The sequence below is a fragment of the Neorickettsia helminthoeca str. Oregon genome, from assembly GCF_000632985.1.
GTDB lineage: Bacteria > Pseudomonadota > Alphaproteobacteria > Rickettsiales > Anaplasmataceae > Neorickettsia > Neorickettsia helminthoeca.
Genome location: NZ_CP007481.1, coordinates 747,472 through 761,016 on the forward strand (window position 1 = coordinate 747,472; position 13,545 = coordinate 761,016).

The 13,545-nt window shown below is 43.9% G+C and carries 11 protein-coding genes and 2 tRNA genes; 8 read left to right on the top strand and 5 right to left on the bottom strand.

Annotated elements, in window-relative coordinates:
• Positions 1-148 precede the first annotated feature (148 nt).
• The 3 genes from nuoI to NHE_RS03510 all read left to right on the top strand — a co-directional run bounded on the left by nuoI (position 149) and on the right by NHE_RS03510 (position 2,927).
• Positions 149-631 (top strand): NADH-quinone oxidoreductase subunit NuoI, encoded by a 483-nt coding sequence (nuoI, locus tag NHE_RS03500; protein WP_038560041.1) that lies wholly within the window; start codon positions 149-151, stop codon positions 629-631.
• Entirely contained in the window at positions 615-1,502 is an 888-nt protein-coding gene (locus NHE_RS03505) for a bifunctional 5,10-methylenetetrahydrofolate dehydrogenase/5,10-methenyltetrahydrofolate cyclohydrolase (RefSeq protein ID WP_038560043.1), read from the top strand. The genes nuoI and NHE_RS03505 overlap by 17 nt, the downstream gene beginning before the upstream one ends.
• Positions 1,503-1,703: 201 nt before the next feature.
• Positions 1,704-2,927 carry a hypothetical protein gene (locus NHE_RS03510; RefSeq protein WP_038560046.1) on the top strand — a complete coding sequence of 408 codons (1,224 nt, stop codon included), beginning with the start codon at positions 1,704-1,706 and terminating at the stop codon, positions 2,925-2,927.
• Between the two features lie 140 nt (positions 2,928-3,067).
• Here NHE_RS03510 and NHE_RS03515 read toward each other — a convergent pair.
• Positions 3,068-3,154 (bottom strand) — tRNA-Ser (locus NHE_RS03515).
• Between the two features lie 155 nt (positions 3,155-3,309).
• Here NHE_RS03515 and NHE_RS03520 point away from each other — a divergent pair.
• Entirely contained in the window at positions 3,310-4,521 is a 1,212-nt protein-coding gene (locus tag NHE_RS03520) for a hypothetical protein (RefSeq protein ID WP_038560048.1), read from the top strand.
• 220 nt (positions 4,522-4,741) lie between these two features.
• Positions 4,742-6,547 carry a hypothetical protein gene (locus NHE_RS03525; protein ID WP_038560051.1) on the top strand — a complete coding sequence of 602 codons (1,806 nt, stop codon included), beginning with the start codon at positions 4,742-4,744 and terminating at the stop codon, positions 6,545-6,547.
• Between the two features lie 150 nt (positions 6,548-6,697).
• Here the strand turns inward: NHE_RS03525 and NHE_RS03530 are convergent, their stop codons facing one another.
• A complete protein-coding gene (locus tag NHE_RS03530) occupies positions 6,698-7,798 on the bottom strand; it encodes a metallophosphoesterase family protein (protein WP_051579658.1) in 1,101 nt (366 codons plus the stop codon).
• Positions 7,799-8,034: 236 nt separating this feature from the next.
• Between NHE_RS03530 and tolB the strand changes: the two genes are divergently transcribed.
• The 3 genes from tolB to hemA all read left to right on the top strand — a co-directional run bounded on the left by tolB (position 8,035) and on the right by hemA (position 10,817).
• Positions 8,035-9,315, top strand: a complete 1,281-nt coding sequence (tolB, locus tag NHE_RS03535; RefSeq protein WP_038560053.1) for a Tol-Pal system beta propeller repeat protein TolB — start codon at positions 8,035-8,037, stop codon at positions 9,313-9,315.
• A 216-nt stretch (positions 9,316-9,531) separates the two neighbouring features.
• Positions 9,532-9,604, top strand: a tRNA-Gly gene (locus tag NHE_RS03540).
• A 16-nt stretch (positions 9,605-9,620) separates the two neighbouring features.
• Entirely contained in the window at positions 9,621-10,817 is a 1,197-nt protein-coding gene (gene hemA, locus NHE_RS03545; RefSeq protein ID WP_038560715.1) for a 5-aminolevulinate synthase, read from the top strand.
• Between the two features lie 126 nt (positions 10,818-10,943).
• Here the strand turns inward: hemA and rpsU are convergent, their stop codons facing one another.
• From rpsU to NHE_RS03560, 3 genes are all read right to left on the bottom strand, one after another.
• Positions 10,944-11,135 carry a 30S ribosomal protein S21 gene (gene rpsU, locus NHE_RS03550; RefSeq protein WP_038560717.1) on the bottom strand — a complete coding sequence of 64 codons (192 nt, stop codon included), beginning with the start codon at positions 11,133-11,135 and terminating at the stop codon, positions 10,944-10,946.
• Between the two features lie 76 nt (positions 11,136-11,211).
• Positions 11,212-11,625: a cytochrome c maturation protein CcmE gene (locus NHE_RS03555; RefSeq protein ID WP_038560056.1), complete on the bottom strand. Its 414-nt coding sequence runs from the start codon at positions 11,623-11,625 to the stop codon at positions 11,212-11,214.
• A gap of 1 nt (position 11,626) precedes the next feature.
• Positions 11,627-13,255, bottom strand: a complete 1,629-nt coding sequence (locus tag NHE_RS03560) for a ribonuclease J (RefSeq protein WP_038560058.1) — start codon at positions 13,253-13,255, stop codon at positions 11,627-11,629.
• Positions 13,256-13,545 lie beyond the last annotated feature (290 nt).

The window sequence follows — 13,545 nt, forward strand, 5'->3', positions numbered from 1 at the left end:
TATATTTGTGAGAATCTATTTTCATTTCCTAGCATTTCCACCTCTATCTACTGCGTAGCCCTTACTTCCTATCAGGCGGAAGACTGATGATGTGAATCTTTCACCCATTCGGTTGATGTGCTATATTGGGACCATCGATTACTAGGCCATGCTCGAATTCCTTAAACGTTCACAGTTGGTATACTTTTTTGTTGGCTTCAAGACAGTACTTAAATACTTTTTTGCTAAAAAAGTCACGATAAGGTATCCCCATGAAAAAGGACCTATAAGTCTTCGTTTTAGGGGTGAGCATGCCCTTCGGCGCTACAAAAGTGGCGAGGAACGATGCATAGCATGCAAGTTATGTGAGGCTATATGTCCAGCCCAGGCGATCACCATTGAGGCTGCACCAAGAGAATCAGATGGGAGCAGGCGCGCTACTAGGTACGATATAGATATGACTAAATGCATATATTGCGGCCTCTGCCAGGAAGCCTGTCCAGTGGATGCAATAGTGGAGGGACCTAATTTCGAGTTTGCTAGGGAAAATCGTGAGGATTTGATCTATAACAAGAAAAAACTCCTCGAAAATGGCGATAAATGGGAAGTCGCATTGATCAAAATGTTGAATAGGCATGACACGCATCATTGATGGAGCAGGTATTGCAGCGGAAATATGCTCTCTAATAGAGGAAGGGATCTCCACTCTTAAGGCTGATTTTGACCTTGTCCCACGCCTTAGAGTCATAATTGTTGGAAATAATCCTGCAAGCCAAATATATGTCCGGAATAAACAGAAAAAGGCAGAATCAGTAGGTATAGATGCCAAAACGATTGCTCTGCCAGAAGATACGAGCGAATCCGAATTAGTTGCGCTGATACATCAATTAAATGATGATGAAAAAGTCAATGGCATACTGCTCCAGCTTCCCATACCGAAGCACATAGATGCAAACAAAGTGATCCCTTCAATTAGACCAGATAAGGATGTGGATGGATTTCATCCACAGAACATAGGTAAGCTTGTACTAGGTAAGGATGCACCATTAAAGCCTTGCACACCAACGGCATCTATTTACTTGATTAAAACGGTGCTAGGCAACGATCTGAAGGGATTAGATGCGGTAGTGATAGGAAGATCCAATATTGTTGGGAAGCCGATGGCGACTCTGCTTTTACATGAGGACTGTACAGTTACCATCACGCACTCCAAGACGAAGGATATCCAGGAAAAAACTATGCACGCGGATATTGTAGTAGCAGCTGTTGGAATACCACGTTTTGTAAAAGGAAATTTTATAAAGTCCGGAGCAACCGTGATAGATGTGGGCATCAACAAAGTCGATGCCGAAGTCGTAGGAGATGTAGATTTTCAAGAAGTCTCCGGGAAGGCTGGTTTTATTACTCCAGTCCCTAAGGGTGTCGGTCCAATGACGATAGCATTTCTCATGCTAAACACTGTAGTCGCTGCGTGTATGCAGAATGCGATAGACTACGAAAGAATAGTCAAATTAGACTTTTAGTATTCTCTAAAAGGTTAAGGAGATCCTGAAACTGAGACACCAGCGCTGCGCACCAGGAGATTGTTTGCATAACAAAACTGATGTCTAAGATAAAAAATCATCATAGACTCCGTTCAAGAGAATAAGAAGCAGTAATAATATTAAAATCTTTACTAAATTGTGGTTAGTATGTTATTAATTAGCAGTAAATTCTGAGAAAAAATGCAGACCCCAAAAGAAACCACTCCAACTAAAAATGACTCTAAGAAGCGTACTGCTCCCAGCACACCTTCACCTGCCACTTCCAGTTACGAAGAACAGAGTACATCAAGTGGAAGTAGCACAGTGCTAGCACCTGGAGAAGCACCTAGCACTGCGCTTACACATTGGAAGAAACTCATGGCACAGAGAGCTGTAGATCAAGCTGAACAGCCTATTCAAGGTACAAGCAGTTCTTCTGCACCAGGTCCTAGTACTGCTGACCTATCAACATCAAGTAGAAGTACCACAGTGCTAGCACCAAAAAGACGGAAACTAACACCGGAAGAAAAAAGGGAGAGAAACAGGGAGAGAAACCGTAAATGCAGCGCTAAATACTACTCTGCACACCGTGACGAGATCCTGCAAAGGCGGCGTGAATCCCGAGCTCGAGATCCTGAAAGGTTCTGTGAATACGGGGCTAAATACCGGGCTGCACACCGTGACGAGATCATGCAAAGGCAGCGTGAATCCCGAGCTCGAGATCCTAAAAGGTTCCGTGAATACGAGGCTAAATACCGGGCTGCACACCGTGACGAGATCATACAAAGGCAGCGTGAATCCCGAGCTCGAGATCCTGAAAAGTTCTGTGAATACGGGGCTAAATACCGGGCTGCACACCGTGACGAGATCATACAAAGGCAGCGTGAATCCCGAGCTCGAGATCCTGAAAAGTTCCGTGAATATGAAGCTAAATACCGGGCTGCACACCGTGACGAGATCATACAAAGGCAGCGTGAACAACGTGCTAAAAAGAAAGCTGAACAGCCTATTCAAGGTACAAGCAGTTCTTCTGCACCAGGTCCTAGTACTGCTGACCTATCAACATCAAGTGGAAGTACCACAGTGCTAGCACCAAAAAGACGGAAACTAACACCGGAAGAACAAAGGGAGAGAAACCGTATAAGTCAGGCTAAATACCGGGCTGCACACCATGACGAGATCATGCAAAGGCAGCGTGAATCCCGAGCTCGAGATCCTGAAAAGTTCCGTGAATACAGGGCTAAATACTACTCTGCGCACCACGACGAGATCATACAAAGGCTGCGTGAACAACGTGCTAAAAAGAAAGCTGAACAGCCTATTCAAGGTACAAGCAGTTCTTCTGCACCAGGTCCTAGCGGTAGTCCAAGCAGTAGATTATCCGATGCCAGCACTCAAGGTCAGCAACAAAGACAAACGCGCTAGAAATACATCAGAACACACTGGATATCTAAAAGGTTAAGGAGATCCTGAAACTGAGACACCAGCGCTGCGCACCAGGAGATTGTTTGCATAACAAAACTGATGTCTACTTTATTCAGTTTTATAGAATTTCACAGCAAGACCGGATGGGGTGGGATTCGAACCCACGGTACGCTTGAACGCACGGCAGTTTTCAAGACTGCTGCCTTAAACCGCTCGGCCACCCATCCACCGAAGAAGTTAGCATAAAGCAGATTATCTTGCAATCTACGCAGATAAAATCATCATAGACTCCGTTCAAGAGAATAAGAAGCAGTAATAATATTAAAATCTTTACTAAATTGTGGTTAGTATGTTATTAATTAGCAGTAAATTCTGAGAAAAAATGCAGACCCCAAAAGAAACCACTCCAACTAAAAATGACTCTAAGAAGCGTACTGCTCCCAGCACACCTTCACCTGCCACTTCCAGTTACGAAGAACAGAGTACATCAAGTGGAAGTAGCACAGTGCTAGCACCAAAAAGACGGAAACTAACACCGGAAGAAAAAAGGGAGAGAAACCGTATAAGTCAGGCTAAATACTACTCTGCACACCGTGACGAGATCATGCAAAGGCAGCGTGAATCCCGAGCTCGAGATCCTGAAAAGTTCCGTGAATACAAGGCTAAACACTACTCTGCACACCGTGACGAGATCCTGCAAAGGCGGCGTGAATCCCGAGCTCGAGATCCTGAAAAGTTCCGTGAATACAAGGTTAAATACCGGGCTGCACACCGTGACGAGATCATACAAAGGCAGCGTGAATCCCGAGCTCGAGATCCTGAAAGGTTCCGTGGATACAGGACTAAATACTACTCTGCACACCGTGACGAGATCATACAAAGGCAGCGTGAACAACGTGCTAAAAAGAAAGCTGAACAGCCTATTCAAGGTACAAGCAGTTCTTCTGCACCAGGTCCTAGTACTGCTGACCTATCAACATCAAGTGGAAGTAGCACAGTGCTAGCACCAAAAAGACGGAAACTAACACCGGAAGAACAAAGGGAGAGAAACCGTAAATGCAGCGCTAAATACTACTCTGCACACCGTGACGAGATCCTGCAAAGGCGGCGTGAATCCCGAGCTCGAGATCCTGAAAAGTTCCGTGGATACGGGGCTAAATACTACTCTGCACACCACGACGAGATCATACAAAAGCAGCGTGAATCCCGAGCTCGAGATCCTAAAAGGTTCCGTGAATACGAAGCTAAATACCGGGCTGCACACCACGACGAGATCCTGCAAAGGCAGCGTGAACAACGTGCTAAAAAGAAAGCTGAACAGCCTATTCAAGGTACAAGCAGTTCTTCTGCACCAGGTCCTAGTACTGCTGACCTATCAACATCAAGTGGAAGTACCACAGTGCTAGCACCTGGAGAAGCACCTAGCACTGCGCTTACACATTGGAAGAAACTCATGGCACAGAGAGCTGTAGATCAAGCTGAACAGCCTATTCAAGGTACAAGCAGTTCTTCTGCACCAGGTCCTAGCGGTAGTCCAAGCAGTAGATTATCCGATGCCAGCACTCAAGGTCAGCAACAAAGACAAACGCGCTAGAAATACATCAGAACACACTGGATATCTAAAAGGTTAAGGAGATCCTGAAACTGAGACACCAGCGCTGCGCACCAGGAGATTGTTTGCATAACAAAACTGATGTCTAAGATAAAAAATCATCATAGACTCCGTTCAAGAGAATAAGAAGCAGTAATAATATTAAAATCTTTACTAAATTGTGGTTAGTATGTTATTAATTAGCAGTAAATTCTGAGAAAAAATGCAGACCCCAAAAGAAACCACTCCAACTAAAAATGACTCTAAGAAGCGTACTGCTCCCAGCACACCTTCACCTGCCACTTCCAGTTACGAAGAACAGAGTACATCAAGTGGAAGTAGCACAGTGCTAGCACCAAAAAGACGGAAACTAACACCGGAAGAACAAAGGGAGAGAAACCGTATAAGTCAGGCTAAATACTACTCTGCACACCGTGACGAGATCATACAAAGGCAGCGTGAACAACGTGCTAAAAAGAAAGCTGAACAGCCTATTCAAGGTACAAGCAGTTCTTCTGCACCAGGTCCTAGTACTGCTGACCTATCAACATCAAGTGGAAGTACCACAGTGCTAGCACCAAAAAGACGGAAACTAACACCGGAAGAAAAAAGGGAGAGAAACCGTATAAGTCAGGCTAAATACTACTCTGCACACCGTGACGAGATCATACAAAGGCAGCGTGAACAACGTGCTAAAAAGAAAGCTGAACAGCCTATTCAAGGTACAAGCAGTTCTTCTGCACCAGGTCCTAGTACTGCTGACCTATCAACATCAAGTGGAAGTACCACAGTGCTAGCACCAAAAAGACGGAAACTAACACCGGAAGAAAAAAGGGAGAGAAACCGTATAAGTCAGGCTAAATACCGGGCTGCACACCATGACGAGATCATGCAAAGGCAGCGTGAATCCCGAGCTCGAGATCCTGAAAAGTTCCGTGAATACAGGGCTAAATACTACTCTGCGCACCACGACGAGATCATACAAAGGCTGCGTGAACAACGTGCTAAAAAGAAAGCTGAACAGCCTATTCAAGGTACAAGCAGTTCTTCTGCACCAGGTCCTAGTACTGCTGACCTATCAACATCAAGTGGAAGTACCACAGTGCTAGCACCAAAAAGACGGAAACTAACACCGGAAGAACAAAGGGAGAGAAACAGGGAGAGAAACCGTATCAGTCAGGCTAAATACTACTCTGCACACCGTGACGAGATCATGCAAAAGCAGCGTGAATCCCGAGCTCGAGATCCTGAAAGGTTCCGTGAATACAAGGCTAAACACTACTCTGCACACCGTGACGAGATCCTGCAAAGGCGGCGTGAATCCCGAGCTCGAGATCCTGAAAAGTTCCGTGAATACAAGGCTAAATACCGGGCTGCACACCGTGACGAGATCCTGCAAAGGCGGCGTGAATCCCGAGCTCGAGATCCTGAAAGGTTCCGTGAATACAAGGCTAAATACTACTCTGCACACCGTGACGAGATCATACAAAGGCAGCGTGAACAACGTGCTAAAAAGAAAGCTGAACAGCCTATTCAAGGTACAAGCAGTTCTTCTGCACCAGGTCCTAGTACTGCTGACCTATCAACATCAAGTAGAGACACTACTACTGAACAATCTGGTCAAACTACTAGCGGCTCTCCTACAGCAGGCCCTAGCGGTAGCTCTAACCTTGCGGCTCCTAGTACACCTTCTCCTGATACATCTAATAAAGATCCAGGAGGTCAGGAGTCGGATGTAGAGCTAGCTCAGTGTTTCGGCTTCTCTCTAGCTCTACTGAGTCAAGAAATGGGCTGCAATCCGGATAGCGCATTGCAATGGGTGAATGATGCCTACACCTTAGTAATGACCGACCCAAACTGTCAGGATGAATGTAAAAATCTAGGGGCAGATATATCAGGTGGAGACACTACTCCTGAACAACCTATTCAAGGTACAAGCAGTTCTTCTGCACCAGGTCCTAGCGGTAGTCCAAGCAGTAGATTATCCGATGCCAGCACTCAAGGTCAGCAACAAAGACAAACGCGCTAGAAATACATCAGAGCGCAGAGCAAATGGATCCCAGAAGATAAAGCGCAAAAATGCTTTCCAGACCACCATTTGACTCACTCACTGGTGAACGGCGAGAAACAATATAAACACATGAGAGAAAAAGCTAGTACCAATCCAGGAACTGTAGCGCTAATTATTCACGGGCAAATACATGGACATCATTTCGTTATTAAAGCGATCATAGCTAGTAATCTTGACGCGGTCGTCGAGGAAATCAATTATTGCAAATCCATATTTCAATTGTGACTCCCTGGAATGTGGGGCCATCCCATAAGAAAGCAGCGCACCTCCATTACCCGAAATAAGCTGAACCCTACCATTGAATTTCAGGAATTGTGCAACATGTATGTGTCCAGAAATGAATAACTCGATCTCCTTTTTGAGCTTTTTAGCAAACTCAATATATCCAACAGGGATATGAGCCTTATTCCTGAATATAATTGGCTTATGAGTTAAGATCCAGGTTCTTTTCGTATCAGTTGTCGCATTTATTTCCTCAAGATCAGTGAGCAAGTTTTTCTCGTATGTTGAATCTATTACTGCAAGTCTCCTTCCATTAATATCAATGGCATATGGCTGCTCATGATCTTGGCACTCTTTGTTTTCTCTACCCAAAAGAGCAAACCACCCATTACCATTGCGGCGACAGTCTTCATGGTTGCCCCTGACCAAGAGTAGTGGAATATTGGAATCTAATAATCTAGCAGCCGGTAAGAAAAAATCCGCCGTCCAAGTATCCCAATTATCCTGATAGCCCTTTTCCCTGTATATGTAGTCTCCAACATGTATCACCATATCCGGTGAATGCCCAACTACGAGGCCTACTATCTCCTGGAAGAACCAGTTCTTTTCGCAATCCTGTGAGATAAAACTTTTTACTCGGCATCCTGTATCACCAATGATAGCGATCCTCTTTACAGCATTCGTATCAATCGTTGGACTGATCTCCTTACCATCAAAAATAACGGAGTGCGGTAAACGACTAAGATCTAACTCAAAAAAACAGCTTTTAGGAAAAGCATCACTTCTCTGGCTGTACTCATTCATCTGTTGCTCTTCACCGTCTATGCTGATATTCGGACAATGACTCAATTTCTCTCCGACAAGGCGGAACCATAATCGATTTCCACCCATGAGCTGGAACCAATGGAATTCGTAAGCAAATCCGGAACTATAGAATAAAATGAAAAGAATAAGTAAATATTTTTCCGTAACAGCTATGGCATTCATTTAGGCATTTGAATGATGTGAAAAGGCGCTCTATAGAAGAATTAATGCGTACGCATCGTTTACTCTTTCATGGTTTCCGATTGTCTGTATTTCATTTTCGAAAACACCAAAGAACTTTACAATTCTGCACAAAAATCCAGGAGAAGCAAACCAGATACCGATAAATTTTATAACTGAATTAAATGGACTGCATATCTAAGGTATGCTTTAATTCACTCTGATACTCTCGCTGTAAAATGAGGCTGGTACTTTTTGTTGTAATTTTGCTTACGGTTTCGAGTGCGCACGCGACGCTTAAAATCGATATCAACAGAGGGAATGCATCAAAAATAAAGCTGATACTTGTGCAATGCACACAGGAAGATCATAACAAGGGCAGTATCATCGCTAATATTGTGGCCGCTGATTTGGCATCGACTGGCTTCTTGGATGTACAGCCGAACACAGAAATCAAATGCAATGCTAATGCCTCAATCAGTAACTTTGGAACATTGAGGGATACAGACAATCTCATTCTAAGTCTAGCTGTTTCCTTATCGGAAGATGGTAAGTTAACAGTGAAGTATCGCGCTATAGACACATCTATCAGAAAACAAATACTCGGTAAGCTTCTGGAATCCAATGCACAAAACCATCGAAAAGTCGCACACTCTATAGCCGATAGTATATATACCAAACTTACGGGGGACGTTGGATACTTCAACACAAGCATAGCCCACACTTCTGAGATAGACGGGAAAAAGAGACTAGCAATCATGGATCAGGATGGAGCTAATTTGAGATTCATCACTGATGGTAGATTTCTCGTGCTTACCCCTCGTTTTTCGCCGGACGGAAGTAAGATTGTTTACATGTCTTACTCCAAGCTTCAGGGTAAGGTTTTCATAAAAGACTTGGAAAAACGAAAAGATACTATGGTCGGAAATTTCAAAGGAGTTGTCTCTGCGCCGAGGTTCTCTCCTGATGGGAAATCAGTAATATTGGCAACTTCCAATGGGGCAAACACTGATATACATAGGGTATATCTGCATAACAACGTCCAGAAAAAGTTAACTGTGCACTCAGCTATTAATACTTCCCCTTCCTACTCACCCGATCAAACAAGAATTGTCTTCACATCTGACAGGAGTGGATCGCCGCAGTTGTACACGATGAATGCAAACGGAGCTTCACAGAAACGCATCAGTTTTGGTGGTGGAAGTTATACTGCACCAGTTTGGTCTCCTAGGGGGGATTTGATAGCTTTCACTACGGTCCGTAATAGACAGTTCTACATAGGAGTAATGAAACCCGACGGCTCCGGAGAAAGAATATTAGCTACAGGTCACTTGGTTGAAGGTCCTACATGGGCTCCTAATGGACGCCTCATTGCGTTCACTAGAGAAGAGCGATCCGTAAATGGGAAGCGATCAATTTCTAAGATTTATTCCATAGACATCACGGGGAAAAATGAACGTCTCTTACCTACAAAACACAATGCTTCGGACCCTTCCTGGTCAGATGAAATAGAATATTGAGGACACTCAATGAGGTATAACTGGTTACGATGCAATAAGAAAATATTCATTCGGGGCCCCACAGATGGGGGGCTCTCTGATTAGTCTCCTGTACCTGGCATGATCGCTAAAGATCGCACAAGTATTCAGTCAAGCTGTGAAATTATCTTACTACGCAGATTGTCGCACAATTTAAGATGTGCTACCATTACGGCGTGCTGTTTTGCATTGTTTCGCGCGGAAGTAGTTCAGTTGGTAGAATGCAACCTTGCCAAGGTTGAGGTCGAGGGTTCGAGTCCCTTTTTCCGCTCCGCTCCTTCTCTGATATGTCTAAATATAGCGCTGTTTTCAATCAGGCTCTTGACACAATAAAAAAGGAAAAACGTTATCGTGAATTCGTGAACCTTGCAAGAATCTCAGGTGAGTTTCCCTATGCCATAAACGAAGAAACTAATGAGAGGATCGTGCTGTGGTGTAGCAATGATTATCTCGGTATGGGACAGAATTTCACTGTCTGCGATTCCATGAAGGAGACTATTGATAGGATGGGTGCTGGAGCAGGCGGCACTAGGAATATCTCCGGCAATAATAAGGAAGTCGTCCTCTTGGAGCAGGAAATAGCAAAGCTCCATCATAAGGAGGCTGCACTTTCTTTTGTTTGTGGATACGTAGCTAATCTTGCATCCATATCGACCCTCACTTCGCTGATGGAGGACTGCATTGCATTTTCGGATCAATACAACCACTCATCGATAATAGAGGGAATCAAAAGTAGTCGCTGCGAAAAGCGAATCTTTCACCACAATGATCTCAAACACCTGGAGGAGCTATTATCACAAGCACCACAACATACGTACAAAATAATAATCTTTGAATCGGTGTATTCAATGGATGGCGACATTGCACCGATTGAGGGAATCTGTGACTTAGCAGAGAAGTATGGCGCACTCACATATATCGATGAGGTACACGCCGTAGGTATGTATGGTAAACACGGAGCCGGAATCAGCGAAGAGCTGGGCTTGACAGATAGAATCGATATAATACAAGGGACACTGGCAAAAGCCTATGGAGTGATCGGTGGATACGTTGCAGCTAAAGCTAATATCATCGATGTCATTAGAAGTCATGCATCGGGCTTTATTTTCACTACTGCGCTTCCTCCAGTTATCGCTGCGGCTGGCAGGTCAAGCATCAGACATCTTTACAACAGCGACATTGAAAGAAAGAAACAGCGTGAAAACGTAGGAAAACTCAAAATACTTCTTAAACAGAATAATATTAAATTTCTCGAGAGTCCTACGCATATTGTTCCAATCATTATCGGGAATCCAGAGCAGTGTAAGCTCGCCTCCAAAAGGCTGCTTGAAGAATTCAAGATCTTTATACAGTACATAAACTACCCCACTGTACCACGCGGCACTGAGCGCTTGAGAATCACACCGACCCCACAGCACACAGACAAAATGATGGAGGAGTTAGTGTTAGCACTCAAGGAAGTACTAAATAGAACAATACATTAAGAAAAAAGGATCGAAGAAGCAGGGCCACAGAAAGTTTTTGATGCGAGCTAGGGCACGGGCCCAGGCCGGAAAGAAGTCAACCGCTCAGGAGCGCATCTAGATCCAAAGTATCCACCTGAACTCAGACTACTGAGTGGCACGCATTCTTTGCTTCCTTATTTTACGCTTGATCTCAACAGCTCTTCTATGCCTTTTTTCTGAGGGCTTTTCAAATACACGTTTCCTTCCTGGCGTGACACCTTCCCTGGACAAATGCTGCTTCAATCTGCGAAGTGCTTGTTCAACATCCCCATGGTGAACCATAAAAACTTGCCCCAATTTTTCTCTCCTTTTTTCAGAATACCAGTGCAAATCCTATCACACAGAGACTAAAAAAGAAATTATCCACAAGAACCTAACTGTCCGCGTCCTCAGTCATAGATCTCATATTTTCAGGTGGATAATAACGCTCATCATGCTTGATAAGAATTTGTTTCGCGTACATTATGTGATCTTTCAATTTACCAACAACCACGACATCTATGCCTTCGCGCATCAGTGCTGGCGAAAGACCTACATATATCACTTTAAGATCAGCGCTATCGTCTGAGATGATAAAATGGGTCGTTTCAGGAAACCTTTCTATAGTTTTGACCTTTCCTCCGAGTCTTATTTCAGCGTTGGACTCAGCAAGCTTTGCGATATCGCTCGGAGAATAGAAAAACGAGATACTACTCCCGAGACTGAACAAAATAGAAAAGACTACGCCCAGACAAAGCAATAAGCCTGATAGTAGGAGTGTTAGTCTTTTCCATTTAGATAGGCGCATATCACACTCTTTCTATCTGGATCTCTATCAAGGGAATCTTATTTTTATAGATCAAAGAATTGCGCACAATTTTCCGAGTTGCTTTGGTAATGGTCTTGAAATCTACATTCCTCTCAGACCTCAAATCCTTCTCTATTGCAACCAATGCATTTTCTTTCCAACCACCGGTTTCGCTGTAACCAAACGTCGCTATACTCGGTCTTCTTATAAGCCTCATCTTCTTGTTCATAATCAGAACTACGAGGATCATGCCAGCTGACTGCAATTTTTTCCGAGTCTTTATAAGGTGACTATCAGGATGCTGTAGTTCCTCGTTATCAACACACCAGAATCCCACATCAGTTTTGCCGATTTTTTGTGCACCTCCAGCCTTGGAAATTTCGATAATATCCCCATCAGCCGCGACTAGAGAATTTTTGACTCCACACTTCTCAGCGAATTTCGCGTGTTCATAAAGATGCAAATTCTCTCCATGAACTGGAATAACTGTATTTGGTTTTAGGAGCTGGTACATCTGCTTCAACTCATCCCGATACGGATGACCGGAAACGTGTACTGTGTGCGTTCTCTCAGTGATAACACTAACATGCATAGCGATAAAACGATTGATCATCTTTGCAATGCGTTTTTCATTGCCTGGAATCATCTTGGAAGAGAAGATTACCGTATCACCTTCTTTGAGTGTGAGAGCGGTATGCGTTCCAAGAGATAACCTGTTCACTGAAGCAAGTTCATCACCCTGACATCCTGTTGAGAGTACAATTAACTTTTCGCGTTTACCCTTATAGTGTTCCAATCCAACTGCATCTAGGTAGTTTAGATCGTTCAGGTAACCAGTTTCCTTTGCAGCAGAGATCACAGAAAGCAGAGATCTACCAAGAACAACTACGGTTTTTCCGAGCTCATTTGCTATTCTAGTAATTGTCTCTATTCTGCCTATGTTGGAAGAGAAGAGCGTTACGACACACGCACCTTTAGCTTCTGAAATGCTTTCCTTTAGTGGCGCGTGCAGAACTGATTCGGACTTAGATCTCCCTTCAGAAAAGACATTCGTGGAATCGCATATCATGGCCAGCACACCCTTCTCCCGGAGTTCCTCAAGTCTTGCAAAGTCTGACGCTTCACCTACTACAGGATCGTCATCTATTTTCCAGTCCCCGCTGTGGAAAACCACACCCTCTTCTGTATGGATAGCTATTGCACTCATTTCCGGGACCGAGTGCGTCAGGTTGACAAATTCGAGGACGAATTCACCTAAATTGAGTACCACTCCAGGCTCCACGACATGGATCGGAAAGTGTACTTTATTATATCCAATTTTCTTTACTATGAAGTTTGCAGTAAACTGAGTCGTATAGACGGGTGCGCCTAATTTGTCCCACAAATACGGGAGAGCACCACAATGGTCCTCATGGGCGTGAGTGATAATTATTCCCAATAGATCGTCTTTTCGCTGTTCAATGAAACTTACGTCTGCAACAATAATATCTATCCCAGGTAGATCAGCATCAGCGAAGCCTGCACCGCAGTCTATCATGATCCATTTATCCCTGTACTTATACAGGCTGACGTTCATCCCTATTTCACCGGTTCCCCCAAGGGGTAAAAAACACAAACTACTATCTGTCATCGCTTAATAACCAATACTTATTTTCCATAAAATTGCATCCAAGCAACCCCCATCCAAAACACCGATACTCTTTTGTATGTCCCAATTCAGTAAGCGACTTCCTATAACTGGGGGCGCTGATTACGTAAAGTTGATGTTTCCCTTCCTGTACACGGTACCTATATACCCTTCAGGGACAATAAGAAAAGCAAAAACCTTTAAACTATTTCTAGATGGAAAGATTATAACAAAATCTATCGAAATTGCACACAGCCTATTTTCGCAGGGTGTCTACTACTGAATGATAATTC

Bases quoted from the DNA above. Each gene is read 5' to 3' on its own strand.
- NHE_RS03505 (WP_038560043.1), top strand. From the start codon at position 615: ATGACACGCATCATTGATGGAGCAGGTATTGCAGCGGAAATATGCTCT.
- NHE_RS03555 (WP_038560056.1), bottom strand. From the start codon at position 11,625: ATGCGCCTATCTAAATGGAAAAGACTAACACTCCTACTATCAGGCTTA.
- hemA (WP_038560715.1), top strand. From the start codon at position 9,621: ATGTCTAAATATAGCGCTGTTTTCAATCAGGCTCTTGACACAATAAAA.
- NHE_RS03520 (WP_038560048.1), top strand. From the start codon at position 3,310: ATGCAGACCCCAAAAGAAACCACTCCAACTAAAAATGACTCTAAGAAG.
- NHE_RS03530 (WP_051579658.1), bottom strand. From the start codon at position 7,798: ATGAATGCCATAGCTGTTACGGAAAAATATTTACTTATTCTTTTCATT.
- NHE_RS03525 (WP_038560051.1), top strand. From the start codon at position 4,742: ATGCAGACCCCAAAAGAAACCACTCCAACTAAAAATGACTCTAAGAAG.
- NHE_RS03510 (WP_038560046.1), top strand. From the start codon at position 1,704: ATGCAGACCCCAAAAGAAACCACTCCAACTAAAAATGACTCTAAGAAG.
- NHE_RS03560 (WP_038560058.1), bottom strand. From the start codon at position 13,255: ATGACAGATAGTAGTTTGTGTTTTTTACCCCTTGGGGGAACCGGTGAA.
- nuoI (WP_038560041.1), top strand. From the start codon at position 149: ATGCTCGAATTCCTTAAACGTTCACAGTTGGTATACTTTTTTGTTGGC.
- tolB (WP_038560053.1), top strand. From the start codon at position 8,035: ATGAGGCTGGTACTTTTTGTTGTAATTTTGCTTACGGTTTCGAGTGCG.